Origin of the sequence: Paenarthrobacter sp. NPDC058040, assembly GCF_042885775.1 — a bacterium.
GTDB lineage: Bacteria > Actinomycetota > Actinomycetes > Actinomycetales > Micrococcaceae > Arthrobacter.
The window spans coordinates 288180-313106 of sequence record NZ_JBHVRN010000001.1 but is presented as its reverse complement, the minus strand read 5'-3'; the positions used below and the strand labels follow the sequence as shown (position 1 = coordinate 313106).

General features: G+C 65.5%; 18 protein-coding genes and 1 tRNA gene. 7 read left to right on the top strand and 12 right to left on the bottom strand.

What is annotated here, in order from left to right; all coding sequences use genetic code 11:
- Positions 1–78: 78 nt before the first annotated feature.
- Together deoC and ACFVSJ_RS01380 are read left to right on the top strand one after the other, a co-directional pair.
- Positions 79–759, top strand: coding sequence for a deoxyribose-phosphate aldolase (deoC, locus tag ACFVSJ_RS01385; protein WP_387433477.1), 681 nt, complete (start codon positions 79–81; stop codon positions 757–759).
- Between the two features lie 52 nt (positions 760–811).
- Positions 812–1033 (top strand): hypothetical protein, encoded by a 222-nt coding sequence (locus ACFVSJ_RS01380; RefSeq protein ID WP_387433475.1) that lies wholly within the window; start codon positions 812–814, stop codon positions 1031–1033.
- 51 nt (positions 1034–1084) lie between these two features.
- Here the strand turns inward: ACFVSJ_RS01380 and ACFVSJ_RS01375 are convergent, their stop codons facing one another.
- Entirely contained in the window at positions 1085–1879 is a 795-nt protein-coding gene (locus ACFVSJ_RS01375) for a metal-dependent hydrolase (RefSeq protein WP_387433473.1), read from the bottom strand.
- 5 nt (positions 1880–1884) lie between these two features.
- Positions 1885–5517, bottom strand: a complete 3633-nt coding sequence (mfd, locus tag ACFVSJ_RS01370; RefSeq protein ID WP_387433470.1) for a transcription-repair coupling factor — start codon at positions 5515–5517, stop codon at positions 1885–1887.
- Between the two features lie 41 nt (positions 5518–5558).
- On the opposite strand from mfd, the gene ACFVSJ_RS01365 reads away from it, so the two are divergent.
- The 4 genes from ACFVSJ_RS01365 to nhaA all read left to right on the top strand — a co-directional run bounded on the left by ACFVSJ_RS01365 (position 5559) and on the right by nhaA (position 9390).
- Positions 5559–7151 carry an SDR family oxidoreductase gene (locus ACFVSJ_RS01365; RefSeq protein ID WP_387433468.1) on the top strand — a complete coding sequence of 531 codons (1593 nt, stop codon included), beginning with the start codon at positions 5559–5561 and terminating at the stop codon, positions 7149–7151.
- Positions 7152–7201: 50 nt separating this feature from the next.
- Positions 7202–7699 (top strand): DUF2505 domain-containing protein, encoded by a 498-nt coding sequence (locus ACFVSJ_RS01360; protein ID WP_387433465.1) that lies wholly within the window; start codon positions 7202–7204, stop codon positions 7697–7699.
- 1 nt (position 7700) lies between these two features.
- Positions 7701–7922 (top strand): SCO4848 family membrane protein, encoded by a 222-nt coding sequence (locus ACFVSJ_RS01355; RefSeq protein WP_387433463.1) that lies wholly within the window; start codon positions 7701–7703, stop codon positions 7920–7922.
- A gap of 166 nt (positions 7923–8088) precedes the next feature.
- A complete protein-coding gene (nhaA, locus tag ACFVSJ_RS01350; RefSeq protein WP_387433461.1) occupies positions 8089–9390 on the top strand; it encodes a Na+/H+ antiporter NhaA in 1302 nt (433 codons plus the stop codon).
- Between the two features lie 3 nt (positions 9391–9393).
- On the opposite strand, the gene sufU is transcribed toward nhaA, so the two are convergent.
- From sufU to ACFVSJ_RS01300, 10 genes are all read right to left on the bottom strand, one after another.
- Positions 9394–9846 carry a Fe-S cluster assembly sulfur transfer protein SufU gene (gene sufU / locus ACFVSJ_RS01345; protein WP_387433459.1) on the bottom strand — a complete coding sequence of 151 codons (453 nt, stop codon included), beginning with the start codon at positions 9844–9846 and terminating at the stop codon, positions 9394–9396.
- Between the two features lie 40 nt (positions 9847–9886).
- On the bottom strand, positions 9887–11212 hold the full coding sequence (locus ACFVSJ_RS01340; RefSeq protein ID WP_387433457.1) for an aminotransferase class V-fold PLP-dependent enzyme: 1326 nt from the start codon (positions 11210–11212) through the stop codon (positions 9887–9889).
- A gap of 78 nt (positions 11213–11290) precedes the next feature.
- Positions 11291–13720 carry an ATP-binding protein gene (locus ACFVSJ_RS01335; RefSeq protein WP_387433455.1) on the bottom strand — a complete coding sequence of 810 codons (2430 nt, stop codon included), beginning with the start codon at positions 13718–13720 and terminating at the stop codon, positions 11291–11293.
- Between the two features lie 469 nt (positions 13721–14189).
- On the bottom strand, positions 14190–16850 hold the full coding sequence (locus tag ACFVSJ_RS01330) for an AAA family ATPase (RefSeq protein WP_387433452.1): 2661 nt from the start codon (positions 16848–16850) through the stop codon (positions 14190–14192).
- Positions 16851–16885: 35 nt separating this feature from the next.
- Positions 16886–19630 (bottom strand): LuxR C-terminal-related transcriptional regulator, encoded by a 2745-nt coding sequence (locus ACFVSJ_RS01325; RefSeq protein ID WP_387433450.1) that lies wholly within the window; start codon positions 19628–19630, stop codon positions 16886–16888.
- Between the two features lie 134 nt (positions 19631–19764).
- A complete protein-coding gene (gene pth / locus ACFVSJ_RS01320) occupies positions 19765–20349 on the bottom strand; it encodes an aminoacyl-tRNA hydrolase (protein WP_387433447.1) in 585 nt (194 codons plus the stop codon).
- Between the two features lie 114 nt (positions 20350–20463).
- Complete coding sequence (locus ACFVSJ_RS01315; protein ID WP_387433446.1) at positions 20464–21063, bottom strand: 50S ribosomal protein L25/general stress protein Ctc; 600 nt, start codon at positions 21061–21063, stop codon at positions 20464–20466.
- A gap of 294 nt (positions 21064–21357) precedes the next feature.
- Positions 21358–22338, bottom strand: a complete 981-nt coding sequence (locus ACFVSJ_RS01310) for a ribose-phosphate diphosphokinase (protein ID WP_387433444.1) — start codon at positions 22336–22338, stop codon at positions 21358–21360.
- Complete coding sequence (glmU, locus tag ACFVSJ_RS01305; RefSeq protein ID WP_387434154.1) at positions 22335–23840, bottom strand: bifunctional UDP-N-acetylglucosamine diphosphorylase/glucosamine-1-phosphate N-acetyltransferase GlmU; 1506 nt, start codon at positions 23838–23840, stop codon at positions 22335–22337. Before glmU ends, ACFVSJ_RS01310 begins: the two co-directional genes overlap by 4 nt.
- A gap of 122 nt (positions 23841–23962) precedes the next feature.
- Positions 23963–24034, bottom strand: a tRNA-Gln gene (locus ACFVSJ_RS01300).
- A 178-nt stretch (positions 24035–24212) separates the two neighbouring features.
- Between ACFVSJ_RS01300 and ACFVSJ_RS01295 the strand changes: the two genes are divergently transcribed.
- Positions 24213–24899 (top strand): TetR/AcrR family transcriptional regulator, encoded by a 687-nt coding sequence (locus ACFVSJ_RS01295; RefSeq protein WP_387433441.1) that lies wholly within the window; start codon positions 24213–24215, stop codon positions 24897–24899.
- Positions 24900–24927: the final 28 nt, after the last annotated feature.

Genomic DNA, 24927 nt, shown 5'->3' with positions numbered 1-24927 from the left:
TGTGGCAAGATGGTCCTTTGACGGGCAGTGACAACCCTGCGGCCACCGGGCCGGCCACGCCCGGCACGGAAGGATTCCATGAGCAACCAAGCCGGCATCGCCTCGTACATCGACCACACCCTGTTGAAGCCCGAGGCCAGCGAGGCCGACGTCCTCAAGGTGTGCGCCGAGGCGGCCGAGTACAAATTCAAGTCCGTGTGCGTCAACCCCATCTGGGTCAAAACCGTCAAGAACGCCCTGAAGGGTTCCGGCGTGCTGACCTGTGCAGTGGTGGGATTCCCGCTTGGTGCCACACCGAGCGACGTCAAAGCATTCGAAGCCCGGGGAGCCGTGCTGGATGGTGCTGACGAAATCGACATGGTGATCAACATCGCCTCTGCCCGGGCCAACGACAAGGGCGCGCTGGTGGAGGACATCACCGCCGTTGCCGAGGCTGTACACACCGGCGAGGCCATCCTGAAGGTCATCATCGAAACCGCGCTCCTCACTGACGAGCAAAAGGTGATCGCTTGTGAAGCAGCCGTGGAAGCGGGCGCCGACTTCGTCAAGACGTCCACCGGTTTCAACGGCGGTGGCGCAACTGCCGAAGACGTTGCCCTCATGCGCAAGACGGTCGGCCCCGAACTGGGCGTCAAAGCGTCGGGCGGAGTGCGGTCCCTCGCCGATGCACAGGCTATGATTGCTGCTGGTGCAACACGTATCGGAGCGAGCTCCGGAATTGCCATCGTCAAGGGTGAACAGGGTTCATCCGACTACTGAGGCTTCCGCGCCGCCACGGAATTTGAGCCCTGCGGGGCCGAGGAGGAATGAATTGTCCAAGAACACTGCCCCGATTGAAAACGAGAACAACCTGGGCACGAGCATCGTGCTGTTCGTGGTGATGATCGTCCTCTTCCTTGGCGCCATCTACTCACTCTCCTTCCTGACGCTGGACAACCCGTGGCCGATGGCCGTCTGCCTGGGCCTCTTCGCACTGGCCTTCTGGATTCCGCAGACCGTCCTCGGCCGCTCCGACTCGGCCGGCGAGAACTAAAGCCTTACGCAGGAAGGGCACCGACAGTCCGTCTGTCGGTGCCCTTCCTCGTTAAAGCGCCAGCGCTGCCAGCACGGCAGGCCAGTGCTGCTGGGCAAGGCCCCAGGCCGCGGCACCCATGCCCACCATGGCGTAGCCGCTGACGGGAATCAGGACCAGCCATTCCCGCCGGGAACCCGCCCGGCCCAGCAGGGGCAAAGAAAATGCCCCGTTGGGACGCCAGACCCCGCTGATTGCCGATTTGCGCAGGAACTTGGGTGGCTTGATCACAATCGGCCACAGCAACGGCACGCCGCCCACCGTGATCATGTCCCCCACGATGTGCACCACCACTCCGGTCAGCATGGACAACGGCAACCAACCCCATTGGGCGGGCGCGAACCAGGTAACCAGCCCCGCCATCACCAGCGCGAAGAGCCAGTTGGTGATCCAGCCGGATTTCGGAAACAGGTTCAGGGCTTTGGCTGCCAGGTTGATCATGAACATGCACAGCAGGCCTGCCCCTACGGACAACTTCCCCACCGGGGTAACCATCTGGAACTGGGCGGCCATGGCGGCCAGCACCACGAACGCCGAGGCTCCCAGCAAGGAGTGTGTTCCCTGACGGTGCCCGCCGCTGGCCTTCTCGATCCCGACGGCGATCGCATTGGACAGCGGGGGCAAGGAATTGGCAATCGTGCTGTGCCGGTGGTCCCAGTCGCACACCAGTGCGGTTCCCGCCGTCGCCATGGCACCAATCAGGATGCCGGTGGAATCCAGCGGGTACCAGCCCAGCGCGTACGGGCCGGTCGAGGCAATAGCGATCCACGCCGCGGCTCCCGACGCGGCGTGGTGTCCTCCCATCATTGAAGTCAGCCAGCCTTTACGGGTACGTCGGTGAAGATGGCCTCGATGACGCTGTTGGCCCACTGGAGGATCTCGGCGTCCTGCAGGTCGCGGCCACCGATCCGGGCGGTCTTGGGCTTGGGGATGAGCACGGCGTCCAAGGCAGGCTTCACCTGCGAGCCGGGGTACATGCGATTGAGGCGCATGGTTTTCGATTCGGGCAGTTGCGCCGGCGAGAAGCGGATGAAGTTCCCCTGGAGTGCGACGTCGGACAGCCCGGCTTCGCGGGCACCCACCCGGAAGCGGGCCACGGCAATGAGGTTCTGCGCAGGCAGCGGCGGCTCACCGTACCGGTCCACGAGCTCGGCCAGGACCTCGTCGATCGCCTCGTTGGTGATGGCGGCCGCCAGCTTGCGGTACGCCTCCAGGCGCAGCCGTTCGCCGGGCACGTAGTCATGGGGCAGGTGGGCGTTGACCGGCAACTCGATCTTCATCTCGGCGGCCTTTTCCTCGGCCTCGCCACGGTACTCGGCCACGGCTTCGCCCACCAAGCGGATGTAGAGGTCGAAGCCCACGCCCTGGATGTGGCCGGACTGCTCGCCACCCAGCAGGTTGCCGGCGCCACGGATCTCGAGGTCCTTCATGGCCAGCTGCATGCCGGCACCGAGCTCGTTGTGTGCAGCCACCGCTTTGAGGCGCTCCAGGGCCACCTCGCCGAGTGGCTTTTCCGAGGGGTACAGGAAGTACGCGTAGGCCCGCTCGCGGCCGCGGCCCACGCGGCCGCGGAGCTGGTGGAGCTGCGACAGGCCATACTTGTCCGCGCCATCCACGATCAGCGTGTTGGCGTTGGAGATGTCCAGGCCGGTCTCAATGATGGTGGTGCACACCAGGACGTCGAAACGCTTCTCCCAGAAGTCCACGATGATCTTTTCCAGGCGGCTCTCGGACATCTGCCCGTGGGCCACTTCCACCCGGGCTTCGGGAACCAGCTCACGGATCTGCGCCGCAATGCGCTCAATAGAGGACACCCGGTTGTGCACGAAGAACACTTGGCCTTCGCGCATGAGTTCACGACGGATCGCGGCCGAGGTCTGCTTGTTGGTGAATGGCCCCACATAGGTCAGCACGGGGTGGCGTTCTTCCGGCGGCGTGGCCAGGGTGGACGTTTCCCGGATTCCGGTCAGCGACATTTCCAAGGTTCGCGGAATCGGCGTGGCACTCATCGCCAGGACGTCCACGTTGGTGCGCATTTTCTTGAGCGCTTCCTTGTGCTCCACGCCGAACCGTTGTTCCTCATCCACGATCACCAGGCCGAGGTCCTTGAACTCGAAGTCCTTGGAAAGCAGACGGTGCGTACCGATCACCACGTCCACGGAGCCGTTCTTGACGCCCTCCGCCGTTTCCTTGGCTTCCTTGCTGGACTGGAAACGGGACAGGGGCTTCACCCGCAAGGGGAAGCCGGAGAAACGCTCAGTGAACGTCTCGTAGTGCTGCTGGGCAAGAAGCGTTGTGGGAACCAGGACCGCTACCTGCTTGCCATCCTGCACAGCCTTGAACGCGGCACGGACGGCAATTTCGGTCTTTCCATAGCCCACGTCGCCGGACACCAGCCGGTCCATGGGGATCTCCCGCTCCATGTCCGCTTTGACCTCGTTGATGGTGGTCAGCTGGTCCGGGGTTTCCACATAGGGGAAGGCCTCCTCGAGCTCGCGCTGCCACGGAGTGTCCGCGGCGAAGGCGTGTCCGCGGGATGCCATGCGGGCCGAGTACAGGCGGATCAGTTCGCCGGCAATCTCCTTGACGGCCTTGCGGGCCTTGGACTTGGTGCTCGCCCAGTCGGCGCCGCCCATCTTGCTCAGTGCAGGAGTGTCGCCGCCAACATAGCGGGTCACCTGGTCCAGCTGGTCCGTGGGTACGAACAGCCGGTCACCCGGTGCGCCGCGCTTGGACGCTGCGTACTCCAGGACCAGATACTCGCGCAGACCGGAATCCGAGGCCGACGTTCCCGCCACCTTGCGCTGAATCAGTTCCACGAACTTGCCGATGCCGTGCTGCTCATGGACCACGAAGTCCCCGGCATGCAGCTGCAGCGGGTCCACAGCGTTCCGCCGCTTGGACGGCATGCGCCGCATGTCCTTGGTGGAGCTCGCGGACGCGCGCCCCAGCAAGTCGGCTTCGGTCAGGAGGCCCATCTTGAGGCCGTCCAGTACAAAACCACGTCCGACGGCGGCGCAGGTCACCTCGATGATGCCGGGCTGCGGCTCGTCATCCAAGGAGTCAACCCGGGCACAGGGAATATCGGCATCATGGAACAGCTCCACCAGGCGCTGGGCCGGACCGGGGCCATCGGTCACCACCACCACGCGCCATTGGTCCCGGACACGGGATCCAATGAAGTCCAGCATCTCGGCCACTTCGCCTTGGTAGCCACGGGGTTCCCGGGCGTGCAGGTTGAGGACGTCGATGTCCAGCACCAGGTCCTCGTCCGAGGCGAGCGAGGTGATGGACCACCAGGACACATCGTGTGCCAAGGCAGAGGAGCGGGTATCGGTGAGGGAACGGAAACTGGCCGCATGCAGGTCGGTAGAGGCGCGGGACAACAGATCAAGGGGCGCCGCACCGCCGTCGGACGCTGTTGACCAGGCTGCCTCAAGGAATTCTTCGTTGGTCGCGGCGAGATCGTGCGCACGCGTGCGCACCTTTTCCGGTTCGATCACCACTGCCAGTGACCCTGCCGGAAGCTGGTCGACGAACGGGACCATGGCGTCCACCAGCACGGGGGCCAGGGACTCCATGCCTTCCACGGCAATGCCACCGGCGATCTTTTCCAGCATGTCCGCCGCGGCAGGCATGTCTGCCTTCAGCTTGGCTGCGCGGGACATTACGGACGGCGTGATGAGGATTTCGCGGCAGGGCGGGGCGTGCAGTTCCGTGGGGTGGTGGATGCCGGGCGCGGACAGTGAGCGCTGGTCGGCGACGGCGAACCAGCGCATCTGGTCCACCTCGTCGCCAAAGAACTCCACACGGATGGGGTGGTCCTCGGTGGGCGGGAAGACATCGAGGATGCCACCGCGGACGGCGAATTCACCCCGATGGGTCACCATGTCCACCCGGGCATAGGCGGCGTCGGACAGGGCGCGGACAACTTCGGTGAAGGAGCGTTCCTGGCCCACCTGCAGCGTCACCGGAACGAGGTCGCCCAGGCCTGCCACGATCGGCTGAACAACAGCGCGAACGGGAGCCACCACAACGCGCAACGGGGCCGCCGTCGAGGTTTCCGGGTGGGTCAGGCGGCGCAGCACGGAAAGCCGCCGACCCACGGTGTCGGAGCGCGGCGAAAGCCGTTCGTGCGGGAGGGTTTCCCAGCTCGGGAAAGTATCAACGGAGTCCGCGGGGAGATAGGAGCACAGGGCGGCTGTGAGGTCCTCGGCTTCCCTGCCCGTGGCAGTGACAGCGAGGACCACCGGCGCGCCGCCACCATCGGCGGCGGCATCGGCCAGGGCATCTGCCATTTCGGCGATCAGGACGGCCCGCATGCCGGTCGGGGCGCTGATCTGGTAGTCGGTGTTGCGGTCGCTGAAGGGCCGCTGGGCCTCTGTACGAACGCGCGCAAACGTCTTGTCCTCCGCCAGTGCGCGGCGCAGACCGTTGAGGCTCATGGCTGAAACTCCTAGGGTGGATCCAAGGGCAGGCAACACAAATGCCCGGAAATTCGAATGAATGCCGGGTTATTCCAGCCTACCCCTCCCTCCAGCCCCAGGAGTTCCCTTTGCAGTCTTCCGAACCGCAACAGTCCAAGACCGTGCTGGTCACGGGCGCCACTGGCTATATTGGCGGCCGGCTCGTCCCCCGGCTCCTTGAAGCGGGCCATCGCGTCAAAGTACTGGTCCGTTCGCCGCAGAAGATCGCCGACGTTCCGTGGATCCAGGACGTCGAGGTTATCCAGGACTCACTCGACCACCAGCACAGCCTGGCTACCGCGTTGAACGGCGTCGACGTGCTTTATTACCTGGTTCATTCCATGGCGTCCGGCAGCGGCTTCGAAGCGAAGGAAGAGTCCATGGCCAGGCTCGTGGCCGGCGCGGCCACGCAGGCGGGAGTTGACCGGATCGTGTACCTCGGCGGGCTGCACCCGGACAATGCCCTGCTTTCCACGCATATGCGCTCCAGGGAAAAAGTGGGCCGTGTGTTCCTCGACTCGGCCGTGGACTCGATCGTGTTCCAAGCGGGCGTGGTGATCGGTTCCGGGTCGGCGTCGTTCGAGATGATCCGTCACTTGGCCGACACCTTGCCCGTGATGCCCGCGCCGAGCTGGGTCAACAACCGCATTGAGGCGATCGCTGTCCGGGACGTACTGCACTATTTGGTGGCCGCTGCCACACTTCCGGACAAGCTCAACCGTTCGTTCGACATTGGCTCCCGGGACGTCCTGAAGTACAAGGACATGATGAACCAGTACGCCGTGGAGCGCGGGCTCCCCCGGCGCCTGGTGATCGCCCTGCCCGTCCCGGCTCCTAAACTGGCCGGCCTGTGGGTTGCCTTGGTGACTCCGATTCCGTTGTCCATGTCCTTTCCGCTGGTTCAGTCGCTGCAGCACGACGCCGTCTCGCGGGAGCACGACGTCGACCGTTACATTCCCCAGCCCGACGGCGGCCTGACGCCGTATCGCCGTGCCGTCGCCTTGGCTCTGGGGAAGGAACGCGACGGCCAGGTGGAGACCACGTGGGCCAACGCCGGCATCGACGCCGATCCGCTGCCCAGCGACCCCGACTGGGCCGGCTACAAGGTGTACCTTGACGAACGGACGTTCCACAGCGGCGCAAAACCAGACCATGTGTGGACCATCATCGAAGGGATCGGCGGGAAGAACGGCTGGTATTCGCTCCCGTTGGCCTGGAGGATCCGCGGCTGGCTGGACAAGCTCCAGGGCGGTGCGGGCCTGCTCCGCGGCCGCCGCCACCCCAAGACCCTGGGCAGCGGCGAAGTGGTGGACTGGTGGCGGGTGGAAGCCATTGACCGCGGCCACCTGCTCCGCTTGCGGGCGGAGATGCGCGCTCCGGGCCGCGCGTGGCTTGAGTTGGCGGTAGAGCCCGACGGCGGCGGGAGTCTGTACAAGCAACGCGCCATTTTCTTCCCGCGGGGCCTGGCCGGAAGGCTGTATTGGCTGGGGGTTTATCCCTTCCACGGCTTCATCTTTCCGTCCATGGCGAGGAACATTTCGGCAGCCGCCACCGCGCTTCAGGAGGAGGCTTCGGAGACGCCCGGTTCGGGAGTGTCCAGCGACACCCCATAGGATGGGTGGGAGCAAAAGAGCTTTTAACACCACCAATCCACGGAGGACCCATGGCCCTGAGTGCATCCACCACCCTGCCGCACAGCGTTGACCGCGTAGCTGCCGTTTTCGTCGACGAAGACTTCCTGCGCCACACGAGCGAACTGGTGGGCGGCTCCCTGGAATCGTTCACGATCGACGGTGACACCGCCGGCGCGTTCACCACCACCACTGTCCGCACGCTTCCCACGACGCGCCTGCCGGACATCGCCCGCAAGTTCGTCGGTGAGAGCCTCACCGTGACCCAGACCGAGAAGTGGGATGCTCCTGCCGCCGATGGTTCGCGTGCCAGCACCATCGCGCTGAAGGTCTCCGGCGCTCCCCTGGACGTCTCCGCTGTCCAGCGCTTGATTGCCGAGGGCGGCAGCACCCGCATCGAACTCGAAGGCAACGTCACCTCTTCCGTTCCGTTCCTCGGCGGCAAGATCGCCGACGCCGCGGAACCGATGGTCGGCAAGGCCCTGAACATCCAGTCGCAGCAGGCCCAGGCCTGGCTCGAAAGCCACTAGGGTGCAGCTTCCTGCCATCCTCGCGATCATCCTGATCGTGGCGGGCGTATGGTCATTGGTTGTTTGGCCCCAGTTCCTGAAGCGCGTCATGAAGGACCCCCGGGCCCGCGACGCCGCGGGCAAGGCCACGAAGTTCCTCACGGTGCACGTGGTCCTGGTGACCATCTCCATGGTGCTGGGCCTCGCGACGGCGATCATCGGCGTCGCAGGTCTCCTCGCCTGACCCTCACCCAACTGTGTCGCAGTAGAGCGCGTTATGAGCGGTCATAACGCGCTCTACTGCTACTTACTTGGGTAGAATGAAGATTGGTGTGCCGGGAAGTCTGGTCGGCGGAGTCATTGTGCTCCCCGCAAACCGACTGAGACACAGCACCCGATAAGGAGCCAACGTGCCCCTCCCGCGGAACACCGCCACCAAGATCTTCACCCGCTCCAGCTACCCCGAGTACCGGCGCATCCTTGCGATCCTCCGCACGGAGACAGTCGGTGGAGCCCTCCTCCTCGCGGCCACCGTCATCGCCTTGGTCTGGGCCAACTCCCCCGCCGCAGCCGGATACTTCGCGCTCAGGGACTTCACGATCGGCTTCGAGTCCTGGCACTTGGAGCTCAGCCTGGGCCATTGGGCATCAGACGGCTTGCTCGCTGTCTTCTTCTTCCTCGCCGGGCTGGAACTCAAGCGCGAGTTCGTCGCCGGGGAACTCCGCAAACCTGCCAAGGCGGTTGTCCCGGTAGCGGCCGCCGTTGGCGGAGTCATTGTCCCGGCCCTGATCTACGTGCTGTTCAACCTCGGATCAGGAGCGGAGACGCTCAAGGGCTGGGCCATTCCCACGGCCACCGACATTGCCTTCGCGTTGGCTGTACTCGCAGTCATCAACACGCATCTCCCCGCCGCGCTGAGGACGTTCCTCCTGACGCTCGCCGTGGTGGACGACCTCATCGCGATCGGGATCATCGCCTTTTTCTACTCCACCGGACTCCAGCCCCTCATGCTCCTCGCCGCATTGGCCCCGCTGGCGCTCTTCACAGTTCTCGTTCAACGACGGGTCAAGGCCTGGTACCTGCTCGTCCCCCTGGCCCTGGCCACGTGGGGCTTCGTCCACGCCTCGGGGATCCACGCCACAGTGGCCGGGGTCCTGCTGGGCTTCGCCGTGCCGGTGTTTGCCAGCGGGCAGAAGAACGAACCGGCAGAGGGCCTCGCCGAGCATTTCGAGCACCGGCTCCGGCCTTTCTCTGCCGGATTCGCGGTCCCCGTGTTCGCGTTCTTCTCGGCGGGCGTAGCCTTGGGCGGCATTGACGGGATGGCGGCAGCCCTCAAGGATCCTGTCGCGTTGGGCGTCGTGGCTGCGCTGGTGGTGGGCAAGGCCGTGGGTGTTTTCGGCACCACGTTCCTGGTCACCAAGACCACCCGCGCCAGCCTGGATTCCAGCATCGCTTGGATCGACCTCTTCGGCCTGGCGCTCCTGGCGGGCATCGGCTTCACTGTCTCGCTGCTCATCGGCGAATTGAGCTTCGGCGCCGGCTCCGCCCACAACGACCACGCCAAGGTGGCCATCCTGGCAGGTTCCCTGGTCTCGGCGGTGCTTGCCGCCGTCGTGCTTAAGGCCCGCAACCGGCGCTACCGGCAGGTCGCGGCAGAGGAACAACGGGACGACGACGGCGACGGCGTACCTGACGTCTTCGCCCGCAGTTAGGCGTCAGGCCGTGGCTTGGTTCAGCGCGTCCTCGGCAGCTACCCAGGAAATCATGGCGCACTTCACGCGGGCGGCGTAGCGGGCCACTCCTTCGAACGCCGCGGCATCGCCGAGGATCTCGGGATCGGCCTGGACCTTGCCGCGGGAGCGCAGGACTTCGCGGAAATTGTCGATGACGGCGTGCAGTTCATCCACGGACATGCCCTCGGCCATCTCGCTGAGGACGGACGCTGAGGCCATCGAGATGGAGCATCCGGCGCCATCCCAACTGACCTGCTTGACGGTGCCGCCGGCAACGGCCAGGCGGAGGGTCACTTCGTCACCGCAAACCGGGTTGAGCTGGTGCGACTGCCCCGTGGCGGTGCCTGCGGGGGCGGCGGTTTCGGCCAGCCCGCTGCCGTGCCGCTGCTTGGAATGGTCCAGGATGATCTGCTGGTACAACTGGTCGAGACTCATGGTGATGCTTGCCCGTTCGTGAAGGTTTGAGGGAGCGCCGTTAGGCCTGGAAGTACGCACGCACCCCGGACACCGCGTCCAGGAAAGCGTCGACGTCGTCCGTGGTGTTGTACAGGTACGTGCTGGCGCGGGTGGTGGCCGTCAGCCCCAAACGGCGGTGCAGCGGCTGCGCGCAGTGGTGCCCGACGCGTACGGCGATGCCGCGATCGTCAAGGAACTGGCCGACGTCGTGTGCGTGGACGCCGGCGACGTCGAACGCTGCCAGGCCAATCCGCTCGGAACCGGACGCGGGACCAACCACGCGGATACCCTCAATACCCTCCAGGCCCTTCACCAGGCGCTGGCCCAAGTGCGATTCCCAGGCATGGATGCGGTCAATGCCGGTTTCGGACAGGTAATTGACCGCGGACGCCAGCGCCACCGCCTGGGAGATCCGTTGCGTCCCCGCCTCGAAGCGCTGCGGGGCCGGCAAGTACTCGGCACGCTCCATGGTCACCGTGGTGATCATGGAACCACCCGTGAGGAACGGCGGCAGGACATCCAGCAGTTCCTGTTTCCCGTAGAGCACGCCCACGCCGGTAGGTGCCAGCATCTTGTGGCCCGAGAACACGGCGAAATCGACGTCAAGTTCCTTGACGTCGATGGGCATGTGCGGCACGGACTGGCAGGCATCAAGGACCACCAGGGCTCCCACGCGACGGGCCAGCGCCACCAACTCGCGCACAGGGTTGACCGTGCCGAGGACGTTGGAGGCGTGAGTGAAGGCGAGCAGGCGGGTCCGCTCCCCGACGATGTCAGCCGCTGCGTCGAGCCGAAGGGCGCCATCATCGGTGATGGGAATGTACTTCAGCGTGGCGCCGGTCCGGAACGCCAGCTCCTGCCACGGGATCAGGTTGGCGTGGTGCTCCATTTCGGTGACCACGATCTCGTCGCCGGGGCCCAAGGAGAGGTCCTTCAGGGCTGAGCTGCCACGCCCCTGCGCGGCCCACAGCGCGGCGTTGGACAGGGCGTAGCTGATGAGGTTGAGTCCCTCGGTGGCGTTCGACGTCCACACGGTTTCCTCATACAGGGCACCGATGAAGTCCGCCACCGTCTGGCGGGCATCCTCAAAAGCCTCGGTTGCCTCGACTGCCAGGAAGTGGGCGCCGCGGTGCACGGCTGCGTTGCGTTGCTCGTAGAACTCCTGCTCGGCTTCGATGACACTGAGCGGGTTCTGCGACGTGGCGCCGGAGTCGAGGTAGACCAGGGGCTTGCCGTTCACCAGCTGGCCCAGGACGGGGAAGTCGTTCCGGATCCGCAAAACCTCCGCATTGTCCATGGCGTGCACGGACTGCTGCAGTGAAGAGGGGGTTGATACGACGGTCAAGGGGCGCTCCTTGGAAAGCCTTCAGGGACACCCAATTATCCCACGGTATGCGCCCGCGGGAGTGTGTGTTCCGGCACGTCAGCGGCCGGCTGTACCCGGCAGCCAACCCAGCGGCGGAACGGCCTCGCTTTCAAAGGCGTGCCGCAAACGCTCCATCATCACCGATGCCCGGCGGCTCGCCGCACTCCGCGTACGGGCCTCATAACCGTTCGCCGCCCGTGAGTAGCAGACTGCCGCGTGCGCGAACTGCCGGTCCGCCGAGAGGCTCCGGCCGGCGGACTCGAGCGTCTTCGGGTCATGGTCCAGCAGTGACAGCGCGAAGGTGCGCAACGCCAAACCACCCGGACCCTGGACAGCGGAGCCCAGCTCCCCGAGCCGGCGCTGCAACACAAGATCGTCGACGGCGGTGCTGCTCGCGTTGAGCGTCAGGAGCGAGAGCGCCTCGGCTTCCAGCAAGGGGCTTTGCCCATGGAAGTCCCCGGCAAGGGCAAACAACCTGCCACCTTCCGAGTGCCAGCCCCGGGAGACGGCGTCCTGTGCTGCAGCCACGAACAGTTCGCTGAGCGGGCCAAAGAACCCTGAAGGCGTGTTCAACAATGCAGCCGTACTTTGGGCGATCCGCTCATTGGCCTGCACGGGATCTCCGCACAACGCCTCACAGTAGGCCAGCATGGCCGCCGCGAAACCCAGCAGTGGCGGCAGTCCGGCGTCGGGCAGTTCCGCTACCGCCGGTTGCAGCGTCAGGCGCGCAGCCCGCGGCAGTCCTTGGCTGAGTTGCACGTACCCACGGGCCACCTCCAGGCAGACGGCCATGTGCGCAGGCATGGCATGGTACCCGGGGGCATTCAGCAACGCGTCCACGGGCCCCCATGCCAAATTGTGGCGCAAGCAGACAACGTGGCGCAGCAGGACTCCGGGCCGGAAGATCTCCAACGCAGGGTCCTGATCCACGGCGGCCATCGCGGCGGCCGTGTTCGCCAATGCCTGGGGAACCGCGCCGGCCGCCAGGAGCCGTTCGGCCTCATCGATGACGCTCATGATCCACCGTGCCGTGTCGGCGGGCGTGTCTTCGAAGCCGCTCCCAGGAACCGCGGCAGCTCCGAGCAGGCTCAGCGCCATCAGCCTGTGCGCGGCGTCGTTCCTAACCACCCCGGGCGATCCGGAGGTGGCCAATTCCCAAAGTTCAGGGGTCGCTTCCCGGAGCAGCCCCTCGGCAACGAGGGCCCTTGCCCGGAGCAGCTTGGCCTCCTGCAGAAGGCCGGGCTCCTTGATGGCCTCCGCTGCCCGCAGGGCAAGCTCAGCGGTTGAAGGCCGGTCGGCGGCCGGCGCGGCGGACAACAGGAGTTCATCGGACAGCCCGAGGCCCGAGTCGAGCGTCCACGTCATCCAGCGGAGCATGGTGGGCGCCGACTCGCGGGTCACGGCCGGCCCTTCAATGCCAAGCCGCAGGGCGGTACTCCGCGAACGGGGAACGGAAAGCCGCGTCGCCTCGCCCCGCAGCCAGGAACTCGTCCGGACCATGGGTGGCCGGCCTGGAAGCAACCTGATGTGGTGGGCGGCCAGGAGGCGTTCCAGCACCCCCTGGCCATAGCTGCGCTCAACCGTGTCCAAGGCGACCGGTTCCCCAAGCGCGATGAGTTCGAGAGCCTGGCGTTCCTCCTCCGGATGGTTGGCATTCTCCGCCCTGATGTGTTCAACCACCCGGGTCCAGTGGCAGTGGGCACGGGCATCGAGGGTCCAGTAGCCATCGCGAAGGACCAGGAGGCCCGTCTGGCGTGCGTCCTCCACTGCCAGGCTCAGGAGGCCCACGTTGAAGCCGCTCATGACCGCAAGGAGGCTGCTCGCGCGGCGCTGGACCTTGCCGGCCAAGATCTCCTGGCAGAGGGCGTGGGCCTCGCTGAGGGTAAAGGGCGGCAGGAAGTACTGCTCAAGGAATCCGTCTTCCCACATCTGGTACAGATCCTGGGGCAAGGGACGGCGGCTGTCCGCCGTCGCTACCAGTGTTGCACCGAATCCCGGCATCAACTGGAGCAGAACCGCCAGGGAGGCCGGATCGACGTAGTGGATATCGTCCACCAGCAGCACCAGCGGGGCGCGGCGTAACGGCGTCGAGTGCTTCTTGCTGCGGCGACGCCCCGGCGGAGGCGTGTACAAGTAGTCTGCTGGTCCCAGGGTCTGGGTGAGCGCGCGGAGGACGTGCAGCCCCGGGAGGACCGTGTGTTCGTCCGTGGAGTCTTCGCCAGCCGTCAAGGCCCCGAACCTGGTGGTCTCAAGCTCCGGTTTCCCGGCGAACGTGCGCACGTCCAGGGATTCCGGAAGGCCGGCCTGGATGGAGAGCAACAAGTGGCTCTTTCCGGATCCCTTGTCCCCCACCACCACAATGCCGTTGGTGGATGGTGACGGTACGGCTGCGAGGATGAGCTCAAGCAGTTGGTTCCGGTCCGGGAATGCCGGTGGCCTCAGCCCGACTGAGACGGTGTCTTCGTCCAGCCAGGGGTCCGGCAGCATGCGCACTCCAATAGCAGCAGTCCCTTGGTCCGGGAGGGGTTTGGTGTTCCGCGAAGTGCGGATCCCTGGCCTAGAAGCCGGCGACGGCTGGGGGGAGAGTCTCGGTCTCAGAAGACTCTGTCGCCGCCGGCTTCGTCCAGGGCCGGACCGTCTTGCGACGGCCGGAGCATCGGCTCAACGAGACCACCGATGCGGGTGTTGCGGTGGGAATCCCGGCGATGCTTGGGGCTAACCGTTCTTCCTGAGAACAGTTAACCGTGTGGCGAAAACCAGAACACCAGTAGTTGGTACTCGATTAGTTGCGGGGATTTTCGGCGGCAATACTCTCTTGTACTCAGTCCTTTGGGAGGGCACTACTTGGTCCGGGCACGGCAAAGGCAGGCGTTACTCCATTGAATGGGCAAATCACTTGGGCTGCCGCGCGCAAGTGGTTTCGGTAGCTGTTGAGGCGGTACTCAGAAGGTGACCGTCAGCTGCGGACGGCAGCTCCCAGATCCTCACGACGCCGGATGCCGAGCTTGGCGTAACTGCGGTAGAGGTGGCCTTCCACCGTGCGGACGGAAACCATGAGCTTCTCGGCGATCTGCCGGTCCGTCAGTCCCGAGACGGCGAGCGCCACGATGTCCTGTTCCCGGCGGGTCAGCGGAACGGAGCGGTCAGTTTCGGTGTGGGGATCGTGGACCAAGGCGTCGCCGAGGTTGGATTCGCTGACATCGCGCAGCACGGCGGCCTGCCTGGCCTCGGGACGTTTGCCCTCGGCATCAAACGCGTTCGCCGCCCGGTCGAAAGCCACTGCGGCAGGGCCGGGCATTCCTGCTGCGGCCAACAGGTTTCCAGCGTTGACGAAACCGTCGCCGGCCCCGGCCATCTGGGCAGATGCCAGAGATTCCCAACCGTTCGCCCATGTGCCCCCCATGGTGGACGCAGTGTTCTGGAGGGCTTCCGTGGCTTGCAGGTCCCCCAGCTCGGCGCGGAGCACCAGGTTTTGCAGCAGGACACCAGGGAGGTGGTGCAGCGCCGAGGCATCTGCCATCTGGCGCAGTTTGTCCAACCCGGAGCCTTTGTCCAGGTGTTCCCTGCCGGCGAGCATGAAGAGTTGGGCCATGGCTTCCACGTAGGCTCCACCGGCCGCGGCCGAGCTTTGCTCCCTGCCCAGCCGCCGCGCCAGGTCGGTGTTCCCGGAGCGGGCCGCGGCGTAGAAAGCCAACGCGTTCCCGAGCCTGCGGAGCCTCTGCGGGTCTTTGACCTTCAGGGCCTCAACAGCGGGCGTCAACACGAGTCCGGCTTGCTCCAAGCGGCCTTGGCGCAGCAGGGAAAGGCCCTTGAGGGTTTGGATGTCCCCGCCAAAGGTAATGAGCCCCATCGCCGAGCTGGCGGCATAGCGGTTCAGGGCGGTTTCGGCCGCGGCCCAGTCACCCGATTCGAGGGCGGCCAAGGCGTAACGGACCAGGATGAAGTCGCTGACATAAAGGAGATCGTCCTTGTGCTCATCCAGCAGCACCAAGGCATCCCTGCCCTTGTCCAGCGCCTGGACTGGCTGGCCCTCCACCATCAGGAGTTCGCACCGCATGGCCAGGAGGAACAGTTGGCTCATGACGAAGTCGGGTTCGTCCTGCCCCAGCCCGGATTCGAAGGCGTCCAGCCCATCCCTGAGCTCGGCGTACCGGCCGTCATGTGCCAGCGCGGCCAGTTCAAGGGCAAAAGCGTGACGGCGGATCTCGCCTACCAGGACCTGGTCAGCAGCGTGGCGCCCGGCCAGGGCATCGGCTGCCGCCCGGACGTCTGCCACAATCTCTTCGGAGCTGTCCCCCACTGCTGAGCGCGCCGCGGCCCACAGGAGGCCGGCACCCAGGGGGCCTGTCGGGTCAGCATCAAGGAAACCCGCGTCTTCCTCCAGCAGCCGGACGGTACTGCGGTAGTCGCCGTCGTTGTAGTTGACCATCGCCATCACGGCACGGGCGCGGGGCCGCAGCGCCTCCGAGCGGACACGCTCCGCGGCAGCCATGGCAAGGGGGTTCTGCAGCAGTTTCGCGGCAAGGAACGCCGCTTGCAGCAGTTGTTCATCGTCGACGTCGGCACCACAGTCCAGCGCCCAACTCACCATCCGGAGCAACCCCTCCGCCGTGGCCGGCTCGGTCATCAGGTGCTGCACCATGCTCTGGCGGATTTGCAGGCTGCGGGCCGGCGAAACGATCTGGCGCAGGGCTTCGCCGTACATGGGGTGCCACATCTTCAACGGGCTGCCTGCTCCATTGGTGGTCAGGACCAACCGACTGTCCATCAATGAGCGGACGGTGTCCCTGCCTACCAGGGAGTCCAGCACGGCGGCCGGGACGGGTTCGGACAACGCAATGACGTACATCGCGTCACGTTCGGCTTCGCTGGTCCTGAGCACCTTGTTGCGGACCACCTCGGCCAAGCCCTCGCCATTGCCCGTCAGGGCGCGGGTCAGGAACCACACCCCGTTGCGCCGGACCAGGTTGCCCTCCGCTTTCGAATCCTCCAGGAGGGACCTCAACAGCAAAGGGTTCCCTTCGGACACCGAATGCAACACATCCACGGTGCTGGCCATGACCGTGCCACCCAGGGTTTTTTCGGCCAGTTCCGTGACCGTGTCCTTCTCCAGGGGGTGCAGTTCCAGCCGTTCAGCCAGGCCGTCGTACCAAAGCTGGAGCAGCGCAGCGGGCAGACCGGGCCGCGGCCGGCTCGTGGCAACAAGCCGCGCCCAGCCGGCCGTGACGAGTTCAGCCAGGATTTGCGTGCTTCCCTCGTCGAGGTCGTGCGCGTCGTCCACCACCAGCAGGAGGCGGGCACCGGCGCTGCCGCGGCGTTTCTCGAACTGGGCCCAGAATTCGCGCAGGATGGCCACCGGAGAGGTGGCTTGGTCCACGGGCAGGTCCAACAGGTACGGGGACAGGACGCCGAACGGAACCGCAGACAAGGCGGGACTCCCGTGGACGCGCATCACCACCATTTCGTCGGCCAGCCGGGCTGCGATCTCCGCTGCCATGGCAGTCTTTCCAATTCCCGGGTCCGCGAGGAGCAGTACGGCTCCTGCCCCCTCCTGCCTCAGTATTTCCGTTGCCAGGTCCAGCTCTGCTTCCCGGCCTACGAGGTGCTCAGCCTGCATGGGCAGCGCCCATGCTCGAGGGCGGCGTCGCGCCGTTACAGGAGGCCATTAAGCTCGCCCCGCGACGATACGCCCAGCTTGGTAAAGACTTGGTAGAGGTGGCCTTCCACTGTCCGCACAGACACCCCAATATCCATTGCGATTTCACGGTTGCTGACACCCTTTCCAGCAAGCTTGGCGATTTGCCGTTCCCTCTCGGTGAGAACCGGCGCGTCGCTGCGAGGTTGGATCGGCAGGGCCGATACCGATTGTTCGAGTCGTTCGAGCCTAAGCTGGGCCGTCCGTGCCGTAGTGGTCTCGCCGGCGTCACGGGCAAAGTCCAAGGCCATGGCCACGCAGCGGGCCTCAACCACCAGCAGGTCAAGCGCTGCGGCGGCATCCGCGGCAGCCAGGAGCGAGCGGGAGCTGCGGGTCAGCGAGCCGCGGGCAAGGTCGCCGGAGATCTTCGCCAAGGGACCCTGGCGGCTGCCGGCGATGTCTTCCAGGAAGCGGTACTCGGCGTCCGTGCCTTCAACGGTGGCGCCGAAGAGGCAAATGCCGGCGGTGGTGAACCGTTGCTTGGCCACATCCAGCTGGACCTTCGCCAGCAGCCGCTGCTTCACTTCGGGATCGCCCATCCAGCGCCCGGCCATTTCCGCGCAGAATTCTGCGACCGATTCGGAAAAATAGGTCCCTGTCCCCCGGCACGTCCGGTACAGGTCCAGGTAGCGGCCCGCCTCCAAGGCGTTCCCCAACTGCGCGTAGGCGAAGGCAGTGGCAGCGTAGGCCACCTTCACCAGGTTCATGGCGGGGCGCAATTCAAGTTGCGCAGCGGCCGAACGCAGGGGCTCGATGGCACACGACGGTTTGCCGGCGTAAGCGTATGCCAGCCCAATGCCGAGCTCCGTCACGGCGCCCCGGAACTGCAGTCGCGAGGGCTTGGAAGGTGCGCGGCGCATGAGTTCGATGCACTTGCGCCACTGGCCCGAAAGCAGCAGCACCAGGAAAGTATGCTTGGCGAACGCTTCTTCCAAGGAGGGCGTGCTGCCGGCCTCCCGCAGATGCTTGGACATGGTGCGCGCCAGTTGCTGCGCCTCGAGTTCCCGGCCCATCATGCAGCGGGCTTCAATAAGGAAGAATCCGCACCTTAACCAGTGCTCGGGGTCCTCACCTGGCTCCTGGGCATGCTCCAGTTCCAGGGCCTCCACAATGTCGGCGTACTCGCCCATGTACGTCTGGTACTCGTAATTGCACAGGTTGAGCCTGTTGCGGGCCCGGGAGAGCTCCTCGTCGGTGTGGCTTCCCGTGGCTTCCATCGTGGCAAGTGATTCGCGTGCCTCCGTGATCACCCCAGGCACCATGGCGGAGCGGCCATCGATCCACGTCATGGCCTGGCATTTGGCCGCCGTGATCTCGGCAAAGTCCATGGGTCCGAGGAGAGCCAGGTGGGCTTCGGAAACCTCGTCCAGTGCCTGCGCGGCGTGCAGCGGGAGGTCGAGCATGAGGTAGGCCGCCGCCTTCAGCCGCTGGCCGGCCACCCATTCGGAGTCCTTGGGGTCGAGGGACACGATGCACTGGATGGCGAAGTTCGGATCGTACTCGTCCAAGGCAGCGCGTCCGGCGGCGAGGGCATGGGAGGCGGACGGCGAGGGCTCGTCCTCGCACTCGTGCATCCAGGCCGCGTAGCTCAGCAGGTCCTGGGGCGCCAGGCCGTACAGTTCCGGCTCCTTGGGCCCCAGGAGCATGAGGCGGAGTTCCCGGCGGCGCCTGGTGCTGAGCCATCCACGGACCACTTCGCCCAGGTAGGGGTCCCGGAGCGAAACCCAGTGCTCTCCGGAGCGGTCCACCTTGAGCAGGCCAGAATCCTCCATCTCCACCAGGACTTCCGTGCTGAAGATCGCGGCCAGGTCCATGAGCGTCGCACGCCGTGCACAGGCAAGGATTTCGACGACGGTCCGGTTGGCTTGGGATTCACGCGCCAGCCGCGAACGCACAAAGTCCTCCACTACAGTGGCGCCTTCGAGCTTGATGCGGTCGCGAAGGGTCCACACCGAGTCATTGAGCACCAGGTTGCCCGAATGCCGCTGCTCGTCCAACAAGGCATGCAGGAGCATCGGGTTTCCGCCGACCGCGGAGTGCAGCGAGCCCACCAAGGTTGAGGAGACGTAATGCCCCAGGACCGAGCCAAGCACCTGCTTGGTCTGTTCTTCGGTGAGCGTGTTCAGGTGGACTTCGCCCAATTGTCCTTCAAGCACCAGGCGGTGGAAGTCGGCGGGGAGGTCGCTGGCCCGCTGGACTGTGGCGATGACCTTGGCGGTGCCGGTAGCCATGAGGTTGAGCAGGACGCCCGTGCTCATGGGGTCCATTCCGCCGGCGTTGTCCACGATGAAGACTGTCTGGCGTCCTCCGGCTTCGGCCCGGATCAGCGACGTGACCGCGTGGAGGATGCCGGTGGGGGTGCTCACTGCCTCTGACGGGAGCCTGGCCAGGAGGAACCCGAGGCAGCCATAGGGAGTCTGCCCACTGGCCAAGGTATTGCGCAGTTGCAGGCTGTGGACCTTCGGACCCAGGGAGGACACCACGGCCCTGGCCAGCCCGGACTTCCCGATTCCGCGTTCGCCCGTCAGGACAACGCCATAGGAATCGGGTGATTCAAGGTGCTTGTTTGCCCTCGCGAGGTCCTGGCTGCGGGCCAGGAGGGACCAGGTCTGCCGGTCGGACGGCCCGCCAACAAGATCGGGAGCCGCAGCCCTGGCTGCGCCTCCCCCGTTCCTGTTTAGCAATTCCGCCGACACCCGCATCCCTCGCTACACATCCCGACAGTCCCCACCGCGTACCCTGCGTACCATGCACACTACCGCCGGGCGCCGACAGTTAGTAGGTCTTGGGGTCCCTACGACCGTAAGGCTTTGATCAGGCTTTCCTCAAGATTTGCTCAAGGACGGGCTGGGTGGTGTTTCTGCTGCGCGGCCAGCAAACCCTGGGCCATGAGCAATTCCACTGCGTCGGCTGCTTCGTCCAACAGCAACGGGAGTTCTTTTTTCTCCGCCGTTCCGAAATCCCGCAGCACGTAATCTGCGGTGTCCATCCGTCCCGGAGGCCGGCCCACGCCCACGCGCACGCGCAAATAGTCCTTGGTGGCAAGGGCTTTGGAGATGTCCCGAAGTCCGTTGTGGCCGCCTTCGCCCCCACCGATCTTTAGCTTGAGCGTGTTGAAGGGGATGTCGATTTCGTCGTGCACGGCGATCACGTGGTCCGGAGCAATGTCGAAGAACTTGCTCAGGGCCGAAACCGGACCACCCGAGACGTTCATGTACGTCATCGGCTTGGCCAGCACCACCCTCGGTCCACCGATTCCGAGCCGGCCTTCCACCACTTGGGCACGGGACTTGTGGACCTTGAAATTTCCCCCCATGCGTGCGGCCAGCTCGTCCAGGACCATCTGGCCCACGTTGTGGCGGTTGCCGCTGTACTCAGTGCCGGGGTTGCCCAGGCCAACGATCAGCCAAGTGTCAGTCATGGTTTTCATCCTAGGGAATCTGGTGGGTGGAACAGGTCAGGCAAAGGAAAGTGGCCGGGACCCCTCAGGGACCCGGCCACTCTTCGAAAGGCTAAAGCCTCAGGCAGTCAAAGACTACTCAGCAGCTGCTTCAGCTGCCGGAGCCTCTTCGCCTTCGGCTGCTTCTTCAGCTTCAGCGGAAACAGCCTCGGAGATGTTGACCACGAGCGTGTCGGCTTCGACCAGCAGGGTGACGCCCTTGGGAAGAACGACGTCGGAAGCGTGGACGTGCGCGCCGGCCTCGCGGCCTTCGATGTCAACCTCGAGGGCGGTGGGCAGGTGGGTTGCCTCGGCCTCGACGGAGAGGGTGGTGGCTTCCTGGTTGGCAACGGCACCCGGAGCAACTTCGCCGGTGACGTGGACAGGAACGTCCACGGTGACCTTCTCGCCCTGGCGGACCGTCAGGAGGTCCATGTGCTCGATGGTCTGCTTGATGGCGTTGCGCTGGATGTCCTTGACGATGGCCAGGTGGGCCTCGCCGTTGATGTCCAGGTTCAGCAGGGCGTTGGCAACGCGGACGGCCAGGGTGGTCTCGCGGGCCGGGAGGGTTACGTGGACGGGCTCTGCGCCGTGGCCGTAGATGACGGCGGGGATGCGGCCGGCGACGCGTGCGCGGCGGGCGTAGCCCTTGCCGAATTCGGTGCGCAGTTCTGCTGCGAGCTTCTGCTCAGACATGTGTACTCCTTGATTACTGGTGTACCGCCGGGTGGCGGTTGGGTGATCAGCAAGGGCGGAGGTCTGGAGTGACCTTCCACGCCCGCGGGCCCGGGGCTTGAACGCCGGCCCGCCTTCGTCGAAGGAGGTTTCAGACCCAGTCGATGACGGAGACACGCTGCCTGCATGCAGGCCGGAATGCTCTCCCTCGCCAAGGTATCGCCAAAAGTTTACCAGCGGTCCCGCAGGAAAATGAAAACGGGCCATCCTCCGCCCCAAGAGCGGTGGATGGCCCGTTGTATCAAGCGGCCGGGGTTATGCCTTGCCGTCGAACAGGCTCGTGACCGAACCGTCGTCGAACACTTCACGGATGGCACGTGCGATCAGCGGCGCGATGGACAACACGGTCAGCTGCGGGAAGCGCTTCTCAGCCGGGATCGGCAGCGTGTTGGTCACCACGACTTCACGGGCACCCGAGTCCGCGAGGCGCTGGGCTGCGGGGTCGGAGAACACGGCGTGCGTGCAGGCGATGATGACATCCTTGGCACCGGCGTTCTTCAGGACCTGGACGGCGCCGGAGATGGTTCCACCGGTGTCGATCATGTCGTCGATCAGCACGCAGGTGCGGCCTTCGATCTGGCCAACAACCGTCTTGGAAACAGCCTGGTTGGGCACGGTGAGGTCGCGGCTCTTGTGGACGAACGCCAGCGGGGCACCGCCCAGGCGCTCGGCCCACTGTTCGGCGACGCGCACGCGTCCGGTGTCCGGCGAAACAACGGTGATGTTGTCGGCCTCAACCTTGGTGCGGATGTAGTCGGCCAGCAGAGGGATGGCCATCAGGTGGTCAACGGGGCCGTCGAAGAAGCCCTGGATCTGCGAGGTGTGCAGGTCCACGGACATGATGCGGTCGGCGCCGGCGGTCTTGTACAGGTCCGCTACCAGGCGGGCCGAGATGGGCTCGCGGCCGCGGCCCTTCTTGTCCTGGCGGGAGTACGGGTAGAACGGGGAAACAACCGTGATCCGCTTGGCAGAGGCGCGCTTGAGCGAGTCGATCATGATCAACTGCTCCATGAGCCAGTTGTTCAGCGGCGCCGGGTGCGCCTGGATCACGAACGCGTCGGTGCCGCGGACGCTCTCGGCCGAACGGACGTAGATTTCCCCGTTCGCGAAGTCGTAGGCGTCAATGGGCAGAAGCTCGGTTTCGAGTTCCTTCGCGATTTCCTGCGCCAGCTCCGGATGTGCCCTTCCGGCGGCGAGAACCAGTTTCTTCTCGCCGTGTGCGGTAATTTCGCTCATGCCTGTGTGCCCTCTTCTGTGGTTGCCGGGGATTGTGAGGATGTGGGGGCGGCTGCGAGCCGCGGTTCCAGGGCGGCCTCGGCAAGGCGCGCGGAGACGGAGCCTTCGCGGTTGGCCAAAACCCAGCCCTCCGCGTTCCGCTGCGCGGCGAGGCTCAGGGCCAGGGCACCTGCCGGGACGTCTTTGCGGATCACGGCACCGGCACCGCTGTAGGCACCATCGCCCACGGTCACCGGAGCCACGAACACCGTGTTCGAACCGGTCCGGACGCCCGAGCCGATCACCGTGCGGTGCTTCTTCTCGCCGTCGTAGTTTGCCGTGATGTTGCCGCAACCGATGTTGGTGTCCTCGCCGATTTCGGCGTCGCCCGCGTAGCCAAGGTGGGACAGCTTGGAGCCGCGGCCAATGGTCACGTTCTTGGTCTCGTAGAAGGCGCCGATCTTGCCGGTCTCCCCCAGGACCGTGCCCGGGCGGAGGTAGGTGTACGGGCCCACGCTTGCCTTGGCGCCGATCGTGGAGCCGGAGCCGTGCGTACGGACCACCTTTGCGCCTTCGCCCACGTTCACGTCGGTGAGGGTCGTGTCGGGTCCGACGACGGCGTCCCTCGCCACCGTGGTGGAACCGTGCAGTTGCGTGTTGGGCAGCAGGCGGACGTCCTCGTCGAGGGTCACCGTGGAGTCGATCCACGTAGTGGAGGGGTCCACAACGGTGACGCCTGCGCGCATCCAGGATTCGATGATGCGGCGGTTGTGCTCGGCGCCGAGAGCCGAGAGCTGGATGCGGTCGTTGGCGCCCTCAACCTGCCAGCGGTCGTCAGTAACGACGGCGGCGACCCGGCCACCGGCGTCGCGGGCCAAACCGAGGACGTCGGTCAGGTACATCTCGCCCTGCGCGTTATCCGTGGTGACGCTTTCGAGTGCCTTGCGAAGGACGGCGGCGTCGAACGCGTAAATGCCGGAGTTGATCTCGCGGATGGCGCGCTCGTCCTCGGTGGCGTCCTTGTGCTCGCGGATGCCCAGTACGGTGCCGTCTTCGGCCCGCAGGATCCGGCCGTATCCCGTGGCGTCGTCCAGCACGGCGGTGAGGACGGTCACGGCGTTGCCTTCGGCCTCGTGCGTGCTGACCAGTTCGCCCAGCAGTTCGCCGGTCAACAGGGGAACGTCGCCGTAGGTGACAACCACGGTGCCGCTCAGCTCGGCCTCGGCGTCGAGGGCCTTCACGGCAACCTCAACTGCGCGGCCCGTGCCCGGAACGTCGTCCTGGTCCACGATCAAGGCCTGGGGATCCTGTGCGGAGACATGCTCGGCAACGCGGTCGCGCTCGTGGCGGACCACCAGGGCAAGCTTTTGGGGGTTGATGGACCGGGCGGCGAGGAGAGCGTGGCCCACCATGGAGCGGCCGCCGATTTCATGAAGGATCTTGGGAGTCCGCGACTTCATTCGGGTTCCGGCACCTGCAGCCAGAACGATCACTGCTGCGGGACCGGTGGTTTCGGGGCTCACGTACTGGCTCTCCTTGCTCGGTTTGTCCCGGATGATCCGGCTTCGGAATGCTGCCATCCAAGCTTTGGACCCAGGCACTGCTCAAGCCGTTCCAGGTACAGAGTGGAGCGCATTTCCGACCGTTCCGCCCATAGGATTCGAACCTATACTCCACGGCTCCAAAGGCCGGGGTGCTGCCGTTACACCAGAGCGGACCGTGCGTGCTTTCAACGTCCGAACGGCAAGTCCGGAGGCCTTCCCGGGTCACCGGGATGCACACACAAGAAACTAGTTTGCCATGACCTTTGCGTGCTTCGCGACTTGACCCTCTTTTACCGGGTTGTGAACTGCGGGTCCGGCGTCCCGCCGCGGCGCTTGGTGCATGATGGACACGTGAGCAAGCGCACTGGACTCCCCCTGCCCACCTCTCCCGCCGAGGCCTTGGAACACCGCACCAACGGACCCGCGGTCCGGGCCAGGATGACCGGCCAGCAGAGGCGGGCGCAGCTCATCGGCATCGGCCGGGCGCTGTTTGCCGCGCGGGGCCTGGACGGGACCACCATCGAGGAAGTTGCGGCCACGGCAGGCGTTTCCAAGCCCGTGATCTACGAGCACTTCGGCTCCAAGGAGGGCCTGTACCGGCAGGTTGTCGACACCGAGTTCCGGATCCTGCTGGACTCCATCACAGAGGCCCTGAGCACCGACGCCAAGCCCCGGGTCCTCGTGGAGCGTGCCGCCTTGGCCCTTCTTGGCTACATCGAGGAGCGCACCGACGGTTTCCGGATCCTCATGCGCGACGCCCCGCCCTCACAGCCCGAGGGGGCCTTCTCCACGCTGCTCTCCCACGTCACCGCCCGCGTTGAACACTTGTTGTCCGACGAATTCGCCCGCCGCGGCTTCAGCGCCGCCGATGGCGCCATGTACGCCCAGATGCTCGTGGGCATGGTGGCCATGACCGGCCAGTGGTGGTTGGACAGCCGCGAGCCGGATAAACGCGCCGTCGCCGCGCACCTGGTCAACCTGGCGTGGAACGGCCTGACCGGCCTGCAAAAAGAACCCGAACTCCGCTCCGAACCCTAACCCCACCCCCGGACGCTCTCTCACCAAA